This window comes from Frankia sp. R43 (genome assembly GCF_001306465.1).
Taxonomy (GTDB): domain Bacteria; phylum Actinomycetota; class Actinomycetes; order Frankiales; family Frankiaceae; genus Parafrankia; species Parafrankia irregularis.
The window spans coordinates 1,376,333-1,392,770 of record NZ_LFCW01000002.1 but is presented as its reverse complement, the minus strand read 5'-3'; the positions used below and the strand labels follow the sequence as shown (position 1 = coordinate 1,392,770).

The 16,438-nt window shown below is 72.9% G+C and carries 13 protein-coding genes; 4 read left to right on the top strand and 9 right to left on the bottom strand.

What is annotated here, in order from left to right; genetic code table 11:
- Window positions 1-44: 44 nt before the first annotated feature.
- A complete protein-coding gene (locus tag ACG83_RS13620; protein ID WP_054566455.1) occupies window positions 45-1,760 on the bottom strand; it encodes a protein kinase in 1,716 nt (571 codons plus the stop codon).
- Between the two features lie 287 nt (window positions 1,761-2,047).
- Here ACG83_RS13620 and ACG83_RS13615 point away from each other — a divergent pair, with 287 nt between their 5' ends.
- From ACG83_RS13615 to ACG83_RS13605, 3 genes are read left to right on the top strand one after another with little or no spacing between them, the layout of a single operon-like run.
- Window positions 2,048-3,382 carry a CaiB/BaiF CoA-transferase family protein gene (locus ACG83_RS13615; RefSeq protein ID WP_054566454.1) on the top strand — a complete coding sequence of 445 codons (1,335 nt, stop codon included), beginning with the start codon at window positions 2,048-2,050 and terminating at the stop codon, window positions 3,380-3,382.
- Complete coding sequence (locus ACG83_RS13610) at window positions 3,379-4,608, top strand: CaiB/BaiF CoA-transferase family protein (RefSeq protein WP_054566453.1); 1,230 nt, start codon at window positions 3,379-3,381, stop codon at window positions 4,606-4,608. Before ACG83_RS13615 ends, ACG83_RS13610 begins: the two co-directional genes overlap by 4 nt.
- Before the next feature lie 37 nt (window positions 4,609-4,645).
- A complete protein-coding gene (locus ACG83_RS13605; protein WP_054566452.1) occupies window positions 4,646-5,968 on the top strand; it encodes an ABC transporter substrate-binding protein in 1,323 nt (440 codons plus the stop codon).
- A 189-nt stretch (window positions 5,969-6,157) separates the two neighbouring features.
- Here ACG83_RS13605 and ACG83_RS13600 read toward each other — a convergent pair whose 3' ends face one another.
- Window positions 6,158-7,150, bottom strand: a complete 993-nt coding sequence (locus ACG83_RS13600) for a TetR/AcrR family transcriptional regulator (RefSeq protein WP_235497867.1) — start codon at window positions 7,148-7,150, stop codon at window positions 6,158-6,160.
- 109 nt (window positions 7,151-7,259) lie between these two features.
- Here ACG83_RS13600 and ACG83_RS13595 point away from each other — a divergent pair, with 109 nt between their 5' ends.
- Window positions 7,260-7,868, top strand: a complete 609-nt coding sequence (locus ACG83_RS13595) for a DUF4190 domain-containing protein (protein ID WP_054566450.1) — start codon at window positions 7,260-7,262, stop codon at window positions 7,866-7,868.
- A gap of 153 nt (window positions 7,869-8,021) precedes the next feature.
- On the opposite strand, the gene ACG83_RS13590 is transcribed toward ACG83_RS13595, so the two are convergent.
- The 7 genes from ACG83_RS13590 to ACG83_RS13560 form a co-directional block, all read right to left on the bottom strand.
- On the bottom strand, window positions 8,022-10,418 hold the full coding sequence (locus ACG83_RS13590; protein ID WP_054566449.1) for a xanthine dehydrogenase family protein molybdopterin-binding subunit: 2,397 nt from the start codon (window positions 10,416-10,418) through the stop codon (window positions 8,022-8,024).
- The gene (locus ACG83_RS13585; RefSeq protein WP_054566448.1) at window positions 10,415-11,017 is read right to left on the bottom strand and encodes a (2Fe-2S)-binding protein; all 603 of its coding nucleotides are present in this window, start codon (window positions 11,015-11,017) and stop codon (window positions 10,415-10,417) included. Before ACG83_RS13585 ends, ACG83_RS13590 begins: the two co-directional genes overlap by 4 nt.
- A complete protein-coding gene (locus ACG83_RS13580; RefSeq protein WP_054566447.1) occupies window positions 11,014-13,359 on the bottom strand; it encodes a xanthine dehydrogenase family protein molybdopterin-binding subunit in 2,346 nt (781 codons plus the stop codon). The genes ACG83_RS13585 and ACG83_RS13580 overlap by 4 nt, the downstream gene beginning before the upstream one ends.
- Entirely contained in the window at window positions 13,356-14,357 is a 1,002-nt protein-coding gene (locus ACG83_RS13575) for a xanthine dehydrogenase family protein subunit M (RefSeq protein WP_054566446.1), read from the bottom strand. Before ACG83_RS13575 ends, ACG83_RS13580 begins: the two co-directional genes overlap by 4 nt.
- Window positions 14,354-15,208: a class II aldolase/adducin family protein gene (locus ACG83_RS13570; RefSeq protein ID WP_054566445.1), complete on the bottom strand. Its 855-nt coding sequence runs from the start codon at window positions 15,206-15,208 to the stop codon at window positions 14,354-14,356. The genes ACG83_RS13575 and ACG83_RS13570 overlap by 4 nt, the downstream gene beginning before the upstream one ends.
- Window positions 15,205-15,813, bottom strand: a complete 609-nt coding sequence (locus tag ACG83_RS13565; RefSeq protein WP_054566631.1) for an isochorismatase family protein — start codon at window positions 15,811-15,813, stop codon at window positions 15,205-15,207. The genes ACG83_RS13570 and ACG83_RS13565 overlap by 4 nt, the downstream gene beginning before the upstream one ends.
- 127 nt (window positions 15,814-15,940) lie before the next feature.
- Window positions 15,941-16,360 carry a VOC family protein gene (locus ACG83_RS13560; RefSeq protein WP_006541787.1) on the bottom strand — a complete coding sequence of 140 codons (420 nt, stop codon included), beginning with the start codon at window positions 16,358-16,360 and terminating at the stop codon, window positions 15,941-15,943.
- Window positions 16,361-16,438 lie beyond the last annotated feature (78 nt).

Here is a 16,438-nt window from a genome sequence, read left to right as displayed (position 1 = left end):
GACAACGCGCCCACCCAGCTGCGCCACGCGGACCGTGGATGGCGTCAGCTGATCGTGAGGGATCCCCCCGCTGTGCCCGCGTCGGCGATGGTCAGGCAGCTGGTCGCACGGGCGATCAGCCACAGATGCTGCTGGTAGGAGTTGGCGCTGTAGCTTTCGCCCGGCGCGACGACGGGCGCGTAGCTCACCCGCGCGCCGTAGAAGTCCAGCCAGTAGATCCGGACGGGTTCCGGGCTCTGGTTCACGAAGGTCACCCGGACACCCGTCGTCGTACGACCTGAGGTGACAGCGCCCTCGTCCGCGCATGGCCGGCGCGCGAGAGAGCCGCTGAAGGAGAAGACGTGGGCGGCGGTCTGCGCCGGCGGCCCCGGCGCGGCCGGCGTTTCATCGCGCGTGGTCGGGGGCTGGCTGGTCCCTGCGTGGGCCGTGCCGCGGGCTGTCCCGGGCACGGTCTCGTTGTTCGCCCGCGGCGGCCCGTCTACCGGCGGGGCTGTCGAGGGAGACGGGGACAGGACGGCCGCCGTGGGACCGGATGTCGTCACCGACGGGCCCGCGGCGGCCGAGGAGGAGGCAGATGTGGAGGCAGAGAAGGAGGCAGCGGCAGTGGCGGTGGAGAGCGGCGCGCCGACACTCGCGGTGGCGGTCAGATGATCCGGCTTCCCTCCCGCGACCACCACGGACGCGGTGACCATGGCCGCCACCGCGAGCACGACGAACCCCGCTGCGAGGCGCCCCCGTCGGCCGCGGCTCCATCGGCGCGGCGACCAGCCGGCCGGCACCCGGTCGGCAGGCGGGGCAGCCCCGGGTCGGGCGGGCGTGGGTGAGGCGCCGGCCAGGGGCTCCGTGTTCTCCGTCACGCAGGACGCGAGCGCCGTCGCCACCATGGAGTCCTCGTCGCGCAGCGCGGCGGCGAGCACGGTTGGCGGCCAGGTCGGACCGGTGAGCACCTTCGTCGCCTGGTCGGCCGAGATCAGACGTGCCAGCAGCGCGCGTGGTGTCGGCCGAGCGGCCTGCTCCTTCGCGAGACAGTCGGCGATGATCCCGCGCAGTGCGCCGGGTATCCCGTCGAGATCCGGCTCGGCGTGCACAACCCGGTACACCTGCGCGGGCGTCGGGCCGACACCGAACGGCTCGCGGCCGGTCGCGGCATAGGCGACGAGCGCGCCGAGGGAGAAGACGTCGCTGGGCGCGCCCGCCTCGGCCCCGGTCATCTGCTCGGGTGACATGAAGCCGGGCGAGCCGATCATCGCACCGGTCCTGGTGAGCACGCTGGCGTCGGCGGCCCGGGAGACACCGAAGTCGATCACCTTGGGGCCGTCGACCGCCAGCATGACGTTGGACGGCTTGAGGTCACGGTGCACGATGCCGGCGTCGTGTATCGCGATCAGCGCCTCCGCGAGCCCGGTGGCAAGCGTGGTCAGCGCCGCTTCCTGGAGCGGTCCGTGGCGGCTGATCGTCATGGCGAGGGACAGGCCGGAGACGTAGGCGGTGGCGAGCCACGGGGACGTCGCGTCAAGATCGGCGTCGATGACCGCCGCGGTGTGGCGGCCGCCTACCGCACGGGCCGCGGCCACCTCCCGGGCGAACCGGGCGCGGAAGTCAGGACTGTCGGCGAGCTCGGGCCGGATGACCTTCACCGCGGCCAGTCTCCCTGCCGCGGTGCGCCCCAGGTAGACCCGGCCCATCCCACCGGCGCCCAGCCGCCCCACCACCTGGTACGGGCCGATGCGGGCCGGGTCGTCAGTGCGCAGCGATTCCATGCCGGCCGCCCCCCGATGGCGCAACACATCACCGAGAACGGACTCGCTTCGGCGCTGCCGCCAGCATATTGCCGAGTCGACAGGTGAATCGATCCCCAGCTCACGGCTACCGGATCCGCGGTCATCGGCGTGGCCGGTCACGGAGCTACTCCGGATGGGACGCCGCCAGGATCGGACATATCTGGATGTGTACCTGCATTTGGGTCAGACCTATGGACTTTTCTGTCAAGCGCTTGATAGAAACTGGCTCCGCAGATCCGCCGAGGTACACACCGAGGAGGCAGCGCGTGGTCGGACCGTCGTCAGGACCCGCGGAAGAAGCGGTCGACCGGTGGGCGGGGTGCCCACCTGACCTCGAAGCACGGTCGGACGCGTTACGACGCATCCGGGTGTGCGACCTGAGCGGCCAGCTCGCCGGGGCCGGCTCCACCAGGCTCCTCGCCGCGTTCGGCGCTCAGGTGATCCGGGTCGAGGACCCGGCGACCAGGGGCGGCTGGGACATCGTCCGCGGGGCCCAGCCGTTCCACGACGATCGCCGCGGTATCGAGTTCGGCGCCACCTTCAACAACCACAACACCGAGAAGCTGGGAATCACCCTCAACCTGCGCACCGAGCGCGGCCGGGAGCTGCTCACCCGGCTGATCGCCGTGTCGGACGTCGTCACCGAGAACTTCGCCGGCGGAGTGTTCGCCCGCCTCGGCTTCCCGTACGAGCGGCTTCGGGAGATCAGGCCCGACATCGTCTACGTCTCGCACAGCGGCTTCGGGGCCACCGGGCCGTACCGGGACTTCCGCACCTGGGGGCCGATCGTGCAGGCCGTCAGCGGCCTCACCTTCACCGCGGGGCTGGCGGGACATCCGCCGACCGGCTGGGGCTTCTCGTACATGGACCACATGGGCGCCTACGCGATGGCGGTCGCGATCCTGGCCGCGCTGTGGCACCGCGACCAAACCGGCGAGGGGCAGTGGGTCGACCTGTCCGGCGTCGAGGCGGGACTCGCTCTGACCGGCCCGGACATCCTGGATCATCATCTGAACGGCCGATCGCCCCGCGCCGCCGGCTCGGTCGACTCCAACCGCGATGCCGACTCCCCGATGGCGCCGCACGGGATCTACCCCGCCCGCGGGGAGGATCGCTGGATCGCGGTGGCCTGCCGCGATGATCACGACTGGCGGCTGCTGGCGGGCGAGATCGGCCAGCCGTGGGCGACCGCCGGGGAACTGGCGACGCTGGCCGCCCGGCTCGCCGGCCAGGACACGCTGGACGCCCGGCTGGCCGCCTGGACCGCCGGCTTCGACAACCACGAGCTCGCCGGCCGGCTGGTCGCCGCCGGCATCCCGGCGAGCCCGGTGCGCACACCGGCCGAACGCATCGACGGCACGGCGGCTGACCGCGCCGACGGCACGCCGGCGACGTCCGACTGGGGTCTGTGGCCGACGGTCCAGCATCCCGACATCGGCCCGGCCCGGGTCGACGGGATCCCGGTGCATCTGTCCGGGAGCGACTGGTCGCTGCGTCGCGGCGCACCCCGGCTCGGCGAGCACAACCGGTACGTCCTGGGTGACCTGCTGGGTGTCGACGACGCCGAGCTGAGTGAGCTGGCAGCGGAGGGCGTCGTATGAACGGCCCGCTGGACCGGTTACGGGTCCTGGAGATCGCCGGGGAGTTCTCCGCGTACCCGAGCAAGCTCCTGGCCGACCTCGGGGCGGACGTCATCGTCGTCGAACCACCGCACGGCGCGGCCACCCGTTCCTGGGGGCCGTTCGCGGACGACCAGCCCGGGCCCGAGGCGAGCCTGTACTGGCGGCACTACAACACCTCCAAACGCGGGATCGTCCTCGACCTCACCGAGGACGCCGGCCGCGAGCGCCTCCACCACCTGCTCGCGAAGTGCGACGTCCTCATCGAGGGAATGCCCGGCTCCGAGGTCACCGCCGCCCTCCGGCTTGACCCGGGGACGTTCACAGCCTCCTTCCCGTCGCTTGTCTGGGTCTCGGTGACACCCTTCGGCCGGCGCGGCGCGCCCCCGGACGTCCCCACCACCGATCTCACCCTGCTGGCCGGCGGGGGGCCGGTGCTCACCTGCGGTTACGACGACCACTCGCTGCCGCCGGTCCGCGGCGGCGGCAACCAGAGCGTGCACGTCGGCGGGATGTTCGCGGTGACGGCCGCCCTCACCGCGCTGCTGAACCGCACCGTCTCCGGCCGTGGCCAGCACGTCGACGTCAGCATCGACGCGGCGCTGAACGTCTCCTGCGAGACCGCCACCACCCACCAGCTCACCGACGGTGGTGTCGTGCAGCGCCAGACCGGACGGCACGCGATGGTGACGCCGACGGCGCCGACCCAGGTCCGCGCCGCCGACGGCAACTACGTGGTGCTCGGCTTCCCGCCACGCGCGGCCGAGGACTACGCGTCCATCCTCGAATGGATCGACCTCGTCGGGATCCGCGACGACTTCCCGGACGCCGTGCTGCTGGAGATGGGCGTCGAGCGTGGCGGGGTCGGTGTCGTGGAGCTCGGGACGGATCCGATCGCGCAGCAGATCTGGAACGCCGCCCGGGACGCCATGGTGCTCCTGGCCGAGCGGATCCCGGCCTACGAGTACTTCCTGGGCTGCCAGCGCCGCGGCCTGGTCGCCGGGTTCGTCGCCGCCCCGGAGGCGGTCATCCACGACCCGCACCTGGTCGCCCGCGACTTCGCCACGAAGGTCACCGACCCGCATACCGGCCGCGAGGAGACACACCCCGGCGCGCCCTACCGTTTCACCCGCACCCCCTGGCGGATCTCACGCCCCGCGCCCCGGCTCGGTGAGCACACCGACGCCGTTCTCGACGGCGCCGGATGAACCTTTTCCGACCAACCTCCCCCAGATTGGCTGAATCATGAAGCGCACCAGGATCTCTCGCCCGACCGTGCCCAGTCACGGAGCGGCTCGACACCGAACGCGAGTGCGCTTAGCCGCGGTGGCCGCGTTATCCGCGAGCCTTTTCACGGTCGCGGCCTGCGGCAGTGGTGACGACGACTCGGGCGGCACCACGGCCACCAGCGGTGCCGGCACCGCCGACGCCTCGGACGTGCTCGGGCCGTCCGCTCCGGCGAAGGGCGACCCGGTGCGGATCGGGATCATCTCCGACGGCAAGGGCCCGGTCTCGGACCTCGCCTACGAAAGCCGGGTGGCCGACGCCACGATCGCCTACCTGAACGAACATCATTCCGGGATCGCAGGACGCCCCATCAGCCTGGTCAAGTGCGAGACACTCGCCGACCCGGGCAAGGGAACCGACTGCGCGAACCGGATGGTGGAGGAGGACGTCGTCGCCGTCGTCGTCGGATCATCCTCGGTCGGGGAAAGCATCTGGGAACCGCTGCACCAGGCGAAGATCCCGCTCATGTTCGCCAACACGACCGCCACCGGGCCGCTGAAGGACGCTGACACGACCTTCAATCTGACCGACCCGTACTTCGGCCAGATCAACCTCCCCGCCGACAAGGCCAAGGAGGCCGGCGTCAGGAAGGTGACCGCAGTCGTCATCGACGTTCCTACCGCCACGGCCTTCTACAAGTCGATCGCACCGCGGATGTTCGAGGAGAAGGGCCTCACCCTCGACGTCGTCGCCGTTCCCGCCGGGACGGCCGACATGACGGCGCAGATGCAGGACATCGCTTCCGGCGATCCGGGCGTGGTGTCGATCATCGGGGGCGACTCGTTCTGCATCAGCGCGCTGAACGGCCTGCGGGCTGTCGGTTATGAAGGCCCGACGGTCGCCATCGGGCTGTGCATCACCGACGCGACACGCAAGGCGGTGCCGGCGTCCACGCTCAGGGGGATGTCCGTCAGCGCGACCGCACCCATCGGCACCGACAACCCCTCGACCCGCCTGCTCCAGGCCGTCGTGAGCACCTACGGCCACGACATCGACGTCAGGCGGGCTGGCACGATGAGCATGTTCACCGTGGTCGCCGCCTTCGGCGCGGCCGTCGAGAAGCTCACCGGGGACGTCACGGCCGCGTCCGTCACCGCCGCGATCAAGGCGATGCCGGCGCAGGAGCTGCCGGGCGCCGAGGGCCTGAGCTTCCGGTGCAACGGCAAGGCCTACCCGGAGCAGCCCGCGGTGTGCGTCCGCGGCGGGCTCGTCGCGACCCTGGACGACAAGGGCCAGCCAGGCGGTTACACGCCGGTCGGGGTCTCCGCGATCGAGGACTGAGCCCGGCCGCTGCAACGCGGCGTGATCCGACAGGGATGACGCCCGGCGGTTGGGCTGGCGGCATCGGCCCGGCCCTGTGAGCCGCCCGCACCGGCGTGGTGCGGGCGGCTCACGGACCGCTTCACCAGCGGTCGCAGATATCGCGGACACACGGATAGGCGGATACGCGGATATGGATGCGGAAAGCCGCTACCGCGCAGCGGCTGGAGAAGCTCCCACCACCGCGTCACCGGCCGCGACGGAATCATCGTCACCGGCTCCCTGCCGCCACCGGTGGCCCACCGGACTGCCACCGGCGGCGGAGCCACGACCCGAGAGCACATCGGCCACCACATCAGTCAACATCGTCGCAAGGTTTCCCGGCGTGGTCTCGACCTGCGCGCTGACCCATTTGACAACTCCGCCGTCACCGGTTCCGAACAACACCAACAACAGCGCGCTCGCCACCCGGTAAAGACGCTCCGTCTCGCTGAGCCCTGGCGTGAGCGGGGTGAGGAGCTCGACGACCGCCTCGCTCTGCGGGGTGGCCTTCGACGTGGTGAGATGCTGGTATTCCGGATCATTCATCACCGCGATCAGGAACGGATGGTAGAACCGGCCGGTCTCGTGGCCGGCCATCTCGTTCGCGGCGACGACCATCGCGTTCGCGATGTCACGAAAACTGACATCGCGATCCGGGACGTTCAATGCGAAGATTCGTTCGATATCGACGCGGAGCCCTCCTGTCCGGGCCTCGAGGATCGCGCTCACCAACCCGGCCTTGGAGCCGAAGTGATAATGAATCGCGTCCCGACTGACGCCGGCCTCCGCCGTGATCTGCCGAGTGGAGGTCCGCGCGATTCCCTGATCAGCGAACAGTCGCTCAGCCACCCTGAGCAGCTGCTGGCGGGTGTTGACGCCACGTGCATCAGGGCGAACGTCCGAAGAATCAGGAGAAGGCGCCACGAACGACCAGTCTACCGCAACGGCATACCCACCGCGATTCGCCACTTTTTCGAAGCCTGATACGAAATTCACTCGCTCGCGGCCACACCGCCCGTGGACGACATGCGGAAAGCCGCCGCCCGCACGGAGACCACCGCGCGGCGGCATTGTCCGGCGGACGATGACGACCGGCCGGGCACCGCCTTCACGTCGGCCCGGCGACAACCAACCGCCGACAGCCGCCGGTGACAGCGGCAAACTCCTCCGGTCAGCTGACCGGCTCCATGCGGAGATGGTTGGATTCCGGCACGGATGCCGCCCGCACGGCGATGGTGAGGGCGGCGCGACGAGGGGAGCCGGACGACACGTGAGCGACGACAAGGGATCCCCCTGGAACCCGGGCCAGGCGGCGCCGGGCCAGGGCGGGCCGGGCGGGGGCTACCCGCCATACCCGGACCAGGGCACGAACAGCGGTTCCGCCTACCCGCAGAACCCGGGCTATCCGGCATATCCGTCGCCTGCTCCGGGTAACCAGCCGGCGCCGGGATTCGGCTATCCGCCCGGTGGTCAGGGCTACCCGCCGCCGGGCTACGGCCCCCACGGCGGCGGCCCCTACGGCGGTGGCGTGCAGCCCCGCAACGGTCTCGGCGTCGCAGCGCTGGTCCTCGGCGTGATCGCGATCCTGACCTGCTGGACCGTCGTCGGCGGAATCCTGCTCGGCGTCGCAGCGTTGATCTGCGGTTTCCTCGGCCGCGGCCGGGCGAAGCGCCAGGAGGCCACCAACGGCGGCATGGCGCTGGCCGGCATCATCACCGGCGCGCTCGGCGCGGTGCTCGCCGTGATCTTCCTGATCGCGGTTGTCGCGATCTCCGACGAGGTTCAGGACCTCCAGACCTGCCTGGACGATGCCGGCACCAGCCAGACCGCGCAGGACCAGTGCGCCCAGGAGTTCGCGGACGACCTGAACGGCAACTGACGGGGCCACCACCCAGATGGCGCCACATCCCGGGCAGTGCCCGCTGACGGCATCATCAGCGTGAGCCCGGGGCCTCGCACCGCGGTCATCTGGCGCGATGACCGCGTCCGGGCGGCGGGGGGTGATGCCGGGTGAGGCGAATGCCCGGGTGAGTCACGTCCCGGCTGACGGCTCGGCGGCGGCCCGGACGGCCTTCCAGACCCGTTCCGGGTGCAGGGGAAGCTCGCGGATGTGGGTGCCGAGTGCCTCGGCGACCGCGTTGCCGATCGCGGCGGGCACCGCCGGGGAGCCGGTCTCCCCCAGGCCGTGGATGCGGGCACCGTCCGGGCCGGCCGGGTCCTCGGTCATGCCGACGGTGAACGTCTCCGGCAGGTCACGCACCGACGGGATCCGGTAGTCGAGCAGGCTGTCGTTGAGCAGCGCCCCCGACTCGCCGCCCCAGACCATCGCCTCCGACAGGGCCTGCCCGATCCCGAACGCGACGTTCCCCTCACACTGCAGCTCGGCGAAGGTGGGGTGGATGACTCGCCCGGCGTACGACTCGACGTGCAGGTCGACGACGCGCACCGTGCCGGTCTCCAGGTCGACCTCGACCTCGGCGGCCGCGGCGGCATGGTAGAAGTGCGGCGTCACGACGCCCTGACCGGTCTCGGGGTCCAGGCCCCCGTCGCTGGCGTGCACCTCGGAGACGGTGACGCCGCCGAGCTTCGCCCGGGAGATCAGCTCGGCGTAGCTCAGGCCGGGGCCGAGGCCGCTGCGGACGCGGTCGGCGCGCACGTCCACCGTGGTCGCCGGCACGCCCAGCAGCGCACCGGCGCGGCGGGCGAGCTCTCCGCGCAGCCGCTCTCCGGCGCGTTCGACGGCCACGCCCATCATCAGCGTCGAGCGTGACGAACTGGTGGTCTGGTCCCAGGCGGTGACGGCCGAGTCCGGGTAGGTGACGTGCACCCGCTCGAGCGGGACGCCGGTCGCGTCGGCGGCGAGCTGGGCGAGCACCGTCCGCGCGCCCTGGCCGATCTCCACCGTGGAGCACACGACGGTGAGGTTGGCGCCCTCGTCGAGCTTGAGCGCCACGGTGGACGTCGACGGTGTCACGGTCGTCTTCAGGATGGTCGAGACGCCCTTGCCGCGCACGATCCCGGGGGCGACGACGACCCGCCGGGCGGACGCCGGGCCGGGTTTCCAGCCGATGCGGTCGCAGGCGGTGTCGAGCAGGGCGGCGAGGTGGAAGTCCTCGATGGTCTGCCCGGTGGCGAACGCATCCCCCGGGCGGAGCAGGACACGGTGGCGCAGTTCGGCGGGGTCGAGGTCGAGGTGCTCGGCGATGAGGTCGGTGTGGTTCTCATACGCCCAGGCCACCTGGGGGATGGCGTACCCGCGGAACCCGCCCGACGGGGTGGTGTTGGTGTAGACCGCGTAGGAGTCGATCGACACGTTCGGGATGTCGTAGGGCCCGGCGGAGCTGTAGCCGCCGTTCTTGATGGTCCGCGGGGAGATGTCGGCGTAGGCACCGGCGCCCCACAGCACCTCCACCCGGCGGGCGAGCAGGGTGCCGTCGGAGCGGAAGCCGGTGCGGATGCGCACCACCGAGCTGTGCCGGGCGACGGTGGCGAACTCCTCCGCCCGGGTCAGCTCGACGCGCACCGGCCGGCCGCGCACCGCCCAGGCGAGCACGGCGACGAGCGGCTCCAGCCGCGGGTACGTCTTCGCCCCGTAGGCACCGCCCACATTGAGCACCCGTACCCGCACCCGGCTCTCGGGCAGCCTCAGCGTCTCGGCGACCTGACTGCGCACGGTGAAGGGGGAGGCGGCCGACGTCTGGATGTCGACCGTGTCACCGCGCACCGTCGCGATCGTGACGTGCGGCTCCAGCGGCACATGCTGCTGCTGGGGGGTGCGGAACTCGTGGGAGAGGATGTGGTCGGAGGCGGCGAAACCGGCGTCGACGTCGCCGCGGCGCAGCCTGAAGTGGTTGCAGACGTTGCCGCCGTCGTCGGTGTGCAGGACGAGGTCGGGGAAGGTCATGACGTCCCGGGTCGGCACGTGCTCGTGCAGGATCGGGGCGTCGGGGGCCATCGCCGCGTCGGGGGTGAACACCGCCGGCAGCACGTCGTAGTCGACGGTGATGGTGGCGGCGGCCTCGCGGGCGGCGTCGACGTCGCGGGCGATGACCGCGGCGACCGGCTCGCCGGCGAACCGGACCCGGCCGATGGCCAGCACGGGCCGGTCGGGCAGCACCGGCCCGTAGTAGGGGAAGGGCCCGTCCGGCTGCTCCTGCCAGCGGGTCAGGTCCTCGCCGGTGACGACCGCGACCACACCGCGGGTGGCCCGGGCGGCGGTGACGTCGACCGAGCGCAGGTGGGCGTGGGCGTGCGGGCTGCGCACCAGCACCGCGTGCAGGCAGCCGGCCGGGACCCGGTCGATGACGTACGGGTACCGCCCGATCGTGCGGTCTCGGGCGTCACCGACGTCCACCCGCCGCCCGGAGGCCTTCATCCCGGGCTGGCCAACGGCCCGAGCGCGGAGGGCGGTGTCCGCCTCGGGGGTCACGGGTGGGCCGCCTGGGCCTGGGCCGCGCCCGCGCCCGCGGTGGCGGCGGAGGAGGCGGAGGAGCGGGCGTAGCCGGCGGTGGGGCCCGTGTAGGGGGTGCCGTCGTCGTGGTGGCCGCGCATCCGGTCACGGGCGTCGAGCACCGCGTCCATGATCTTGACGTAACTGCCGCAGCGGCACAGGTTTCCGGACAGCTCGGCGCGGATGCGGTCGCGGGAGGCGTCCGGCTCCCGCTCGAGCAGCGACACCGCGGTCAGGATGAACCCCGGGGTGCAGTACGAGCACTGGAACGCCGTGTGGTCGATGAACGCCTGCTGCACGGGGTGCAGCTCCCCCGGTCGGGCCAGTCCCTCGACGGTGCGCACCGGCCGGGCGCCGACCACCTGGGCGGGCAGCAGGCAGGAGCTCGCCGGAGCGCCGTCGACCAGCACCGTGCACGAGCCGCAGGCCCCGGCGGTGCAGCCGGGACGGGCGCCGAACAGGTCGAGCTCGCGGCGCAGCACGTCGAGCAGGGTGTGGTGGCCACGCGGGCGGACCTCGACCTCGTCGTCGTTCACGACCAGGCGCAGCGGCTGTCGCGGGTCGTCGTTGGCCGTCAACGCGCGATCCTCTCGTAGTCGGCCCGGTCGCCCGGGGAGCTGTCACGGTGGTGCTGGTGCTGGCGCTGGCGCTGGCACGGGCCTGGATCTCGCAGTGCGGCGAGCACCCGTTCCGGGCGCAGCGGCAGGTCGGTGAGGACGACGCCGGTCGCGTCCGCGACGGCGGCGGCGACGGCGGGCGCGACCGGTGGCACCGCGGTCTCCCCCAGGCCGTAGATCTCGTCGTCGGGCCCGCCGAGCAGGTCGACGGTGATCTCGGGGAGGTCGCTCAGCGTGGGCATCCGGTAGTCGAGCAGGTCACGCTGCGCCTGGCCGCCGGCCGGGTCGAGGCCGAGCTCCTCGCCGAGGACGGAGCCCAGGCCCAGGATCACCGCGCCTTCGACCTGCATGCGGGCCTCCACCGGGTTGACGACCCGGCCCGCCCAGACCGCGGCGTGGTAGCGCAGGACCCGGATCCGCCCGGTCTCCAGGTCGACGGCGACCTCGGCGGCACCGCTGGCCTGGTGCCAGCGGGACGAGGCGATGCCCTGGCCGGTCTCGTGGTCCAGGCCGCCGGTCGACGCGTACTCGCCCTCGCAGCGCAGCTGGCCGGCGCGCAGCACGGTGACCAGCTCGCCGTAGCCGAACGCCGCCGTCCCGGCCAGGACCCGGCCACCCCCCACCTGGACCTGTTCGACGGGGACTCCGCAGTGGTCCGCGGCGAGGCGGGCGAGCAGCTCGCGCAGGTTCCGGCAGGCGTCCCGCACGGCGCCGCCCATCGCGATCGTGGACCGCGACGAGCTGGTCTGCTGGTCGTAGGGAGTGACGTCGGTGTCGGGCAGGCTGACCGACACCATCCGCTCACCGATGCCGAGGGCCTCGGCGGCGAGCCGGGCCAGCGCCAGGTGGGCTCCCTGGCCCATCTCGACGGTGCTGGTCAGCACCTGCAGGCTGCCGTCCCGGTTGAGCAGCACCGCGGCCTGGGAGACCGACGGGGTGTTGGTGCCCTTGACCGTCAGCGCGAGCCCCCGGCCGCGGGCCTCCCGCACCTCGGGTCCCGGCCACTGCGGGCGGATCGGCTCCCGCCCGAACGCGTTCTCGGCGACGTCGAGGAGGGTGTCGTAGTGGCAGTCGGTCATCGACTCGCCGGTGACGTTGCGGGAGCCGTCGCGCAGCAGGTTCACCCGGCGGACCTGGCGCGGGTCCAGACCCAGGCGGCGGGCGATCTGCTCGGTCTGGCCCTCGTAGGCGAACGCGGCCTGCGGTGAGGCGTACCCGCGGAACGCCCCGGCCGGCGGCCGGTTGGTGTACACGGCGTACACGTCGACCCAGATGTCGTCGATGTCGTAGGGCCCGCCGAAGCCGTACGCGCCGTTCTTGATCACCCGCGGGCTGATGTCGGCGTAGGCGCCGGCGTCGAACCAGGCGGTGACGTGCCGGGCGGTGATGCGGCCGTCGGCGCGGACCCCGGTCTCGATCGTGGAGCGGGTGGCGTGCCGGGTGACGGTGGTGAGGCTCTGCGAGCGGTCCAGGCTGACCCGGACGGGCCGGTCCATGGCCCGGGCGAGGCAGGCGGCGAGCGGCTCGATCTTCGCGTAGCACTTCGCGCCGAACGCACCGCCCAGGTAGAGGGTACGTACGGCCACCCGGTCGAGCGCGACGCCGAGCATCTCGGCGAGCTGGACCCGCACCTTGTACGGCGTCTGGGTCGCCGACCAGACGACGAGCCGCTCCGCGTCGGGCACCGCCAGCGCGATGTGGTTCTCCAGCGCGCCGTGGTGCATCGCCGGGGTGGTGAAGGTGTCGGTGAAGACGTGGTCGGCCCGCGCGAGCGCGCCGGGGGCGTCACCCTTGCGGATGACGAAGTGGTTGACCAGGTTGCTGCCCGACTCCCGGCGCAGCCGGATCTCGGGGAACGCCGCAGACGGCTCGGCGTCGCGCGGGTGCAGCACCGCACCGGACGGCGGCAGGTCCAGCGCCGCGACCGGGTCGGTGACCAGCGGCAGCGGGTCGTAGGTGACGGTGACGTGGCGCAGCGCCTCGTCGGCGTCATCCGGGTCGGTGGCCAGCGCGACCGCCACCGGCTCCCCGGCGTAGCGGACCCGTTCGACGGCCAGCGGCGGCTGGTCGCGCAGCACCGGGCCGAAGCGCAGCGGACGTCCACCGAGCGCCGCCTCCAGCTCGCGGCCGGAGAACACCGCCGCGGCCCCGGGCACCAGCCGGGCCGCCGCGGTGTCGACGGCGAGCCGGGCGTGCGCGACGGGGGCGGTCAGCAGCCGGGCGTGCAGCAGGCCCGGGCCGACGTCCATGAGGTCGGCGAGCATTGGCAGCCCACCGGCGACCTTCGTCCGCGGGTCGATCACGCCGCACCCGCCTCGTAGGCCGCGGCGATCGCCCGCCGGACGTAGACCCGGACCATCTCGACCCGGTAGGCGGCACCGGCGCGCAGGTCGTCGACGCAGGTCACCCGGTCGGCATACCCGTCGGCGACGGCCTTCGCCGAGGTGGAGCCGGGGCCCTCACCGAGCAGCAGCGCGTCGAGGTCGGCGAAGGTGACAGGGCGGTCCGTCGCGCTGCCCAGCGCCAGCCGGGCCCGCACGCACACCCCGGACGGGTCGAAGCCGAGCACGGCCGCGACCCCGAGTGCCGAGGAGTCCTCCGCCGAGCGGGTCTTCAGCGTCAGGTAGCGGCTCACCGTCCCCGGCGGCGGGACGTCGATCTCCACCGAGGTGAGCAGCTCCCCCGGCTCGATCACGGTGGTGCCCGCGGCTGGGTAGAAGTCCTCGACGGCCACCGTGCGCCGCCCGTTCGGGCCATCGAGGCGCACCCGCGCGTCGAGCGCGTGCAGCACCGTCGGGGGGTCCCACGCGTAGACCGCACCGGCGAGGACACCGCCGACGGTGGCGACGGACCGCACCCGGACGTTGCCGACGCGGGAGAAGACGTCTCCGAGCAGCGGCACGGCCGCCCGCAGGTCGGCGTCGGCGGCCACCCGGGCGTGGGTGACCGCGGCGCCCAGCACCACCGTCCCCCGGCCGTCCGCCCAGTTCATCTGCTGGATGGCGGACAGTTCCGGGACGCCCCCGAGCGCCACCAGCCGGCCGGGCCGACGGCGCGGGTCGGCCAGCGCGAAGGCGAGCTGGGTGCAGCCGGCGGCCGGGACGCTGCCCGGCACGGCCAGCTCGGCGAGCGCCTCGGCGAGCGATGTCGGGTGCGCCCACCGGGTGGTCGCGGGCGACGCCGCCGGCGGTGCCTTCGGTGCCGTGGGCGGCGCGGCGTCCGTGGGTGTCGCGGTTGTCGCGGGTGTCGCGGGTGTCGTGGTTGTCGCGGTGTCCGTGGGTGTCGCGGCTGTCGTGCTCATCGGTCCTCCCCGTCACCCTCACCGTCACCCGCGGCGGCTCCGATGCCGGCGCAGGCGTCCGCCCAGATGGCGGTCATCCGGCCGCGGTGGCCAGCTTCGAAAGCGCCGCTGAGCCGGTCGAGGGTCACCGGTGGAAGCGGGCGCGGGCGGCCCACCGCCATCGCCGCGAGCCGCACCGACACCGCCCGGTGCAGCAGCAGCGCGAGCGCGGTGGCCTCCTCGACATCGGCGCCGACCGTCACCAGGCCGTGTGCCCGCAGCAGCGCGCCTCGCGCGCCGCCGAGGCAGGTGGCGAACCCCTGCGCGCGGGCGGTGTCGGCGACCAGGTCCGCGTCGTCGTACCAGGCGAGCCCGGCGGCGAACGGCACGTCGTCCTGGCTGAAGACACCGTCCGGCAACGGGCCGAGCGTCGTCGCGCTCTGCACCGCGAGCGGATGGGTGTGCACGACCGCGCCGACGTCCGGGCGGGCGGCGTACACGGCCTGGTGCAGGGCGGTCTCCTCGTGCAGGCGCAGACCGGGGGTACGCAGTGATCCGTCCGGGCTGATCTCGGCGACCCGGGCGGTGGTGACCCGGGCCAGCGACGGGCCGACCGCCTTGACGAACAGGCCACCGTCGGCCCCGCGCGCACTCACATGCCCGAAGCAGAAATGGTCCTGGCCGTCGGCCGCGAGCACCCGGCACGCCGTCGCGACCAGCCCGGGCAGCGTCCCGCCGCCCGGCATCCCGCCGGCAGGCATCCCGCCAGCCGGCATCCGGCCGGCAGACGTCCCGCCGGCCAGCGCGTCGCCAGCCAGCACGTCGCGGGCCGGCCCGGCGGGCAGGGTCGGTGAGCTGGCTGGCAGGCTCACGCCGCGCCCCGGTCGCGGGTGCCGTCCAGCAGCGTGTCGAGCACCGCGGCGAGGTCCTCCACATCGCCGTACTTGGCATCCAGGTCGAACAGGCTGACCTCGTGCACCAGCGCCGAGCGGTCGCCGACCGCCTCACGCACGACGATGGGGCGGAACCCGAGCCCGCACCCGTCCACCACCGTGGCCCGCACACAGCCGCTGGTGGTGCAGCCGGCGACGAGGATCGTGTCGACGCCGTCGCGGCGCAGCCGGTCGGCCAGGTCGGTGCCGAGGAAGGCCGAGGCGTGCTTCTTCACCACCCGCGGCTCCCCCGGCCGGCGGGTGAGCCGTGCGTCCAGGCCGGTCCACTCGCCGCCCTCGACGAGCAGCCGCTGGGCGCTGATCTTGCGTGGCCAGACCCCGGCGTCGCTCAGGTCCGGGGCGTAGGCGACCTCCGCCCAGTAGACCGGGACGCCCACCCGCCGGGCCGTGGCGACGAGCACGCCGGTCGCCTCGACCACGTCACCGAGGTCGCCGCCGAGCGGCGACGCGGGGTCGGTGAAGCCGCGGATCAGGTCCACGACCACGACGGCCGGTGCCTCACCCCAGCCGACCCGGCCGACCATCCCGGAGGCCTCGAACCGGGCCCGGAGCCGGTCGAGCTCGGCGAGCGCCGCCCCCGCGCCCGCTCCCGGCTCCGCGGCCGGGTTCGGGCTCGGATTCCCCGGCGGCTGGTCAGGCACAGGCGGCTGGTCAGGCATAGATGTGGGGGTGCCAGCGAACCGGCTCGTCGCACAGCTCGACGATGTTGCCTTCCGGGTCCATCAGCTGCGCGACCCGCCAGCGCGGGGCGTCCATGCCGTCGATGACGACCGGCGCGACGTGGATCGGCTCGACGCCGCGTTCGGCGAGCTCGGCGAGCTCGGCATCCATGTCGTCGACCTTGAAGGTGAACAGGACCTGGTTACGCTCCCAGCCCGTGCGGTCCGGGTTGCCCGACGGGCCGTTGTCGTGCCGGCCGATGAGCACGAGGATGCAGGGCCCGGTGTCGAACACCGCCGACTGCTCGGTGGTCGACAGCACCTTGAGACCGAGGCCGTCGCGGTACCAGCCGGTCATCAGGCTGATGTCATGGGCCCACACGAGGTTCCAGCTGATCGCTCCGAGTGGCATGCCGGGTGGCCTCTTTCTGTGATGCGTTGGACGGAAGCAGCCACCCCGCCGGTCCGGCCGGGAGGGCAGACCGACCGA

Coding starts and splice junctions, on each gene's coding strand:
- ACG83_RS13620 (WP_054566455.1), bottom strand. CDS start 1,760: ATGGAATCGCTGCGCACTGACGACCCGGCCCGCATCGGCCCGTACCAG.
- ACG83_RS13610 (WP_054566453.1), top strand. CDS start 3,379: ATGAACGGCCCGCTGGACCGGTTACGGGTCCTGGAGATCGCCGGGGAG.
- ACG83_RS13605 (WP_054566452.1), top strand. CDS start 4,646: ATGAAGCGCACCAGGATCTCTCGCCCGACCGTGCCCAGTCACGGAGCG.
- ACG83_RS13575 (WP_054566446.1), bottom strand. CDS start 14,357: ATGAGCACGACAGCCGCGACACCCACGGACACCGCGACAACCACGACA.
- ACG83_RS13565 (WP_054566631.1), bottom strand. CDS start 15,813: ATGGTCGGCCGGGTCGGCTGGGGTGAGGCACCGGCCGTCGTGGTCGTG.
- ACG83_RS13560 (WP_006541787.1), bottom strand. CDS start 16,360: ATGCCACTCGGAGCGATCAGCTGGAACCTCGTGTGGGCCCATGACATC.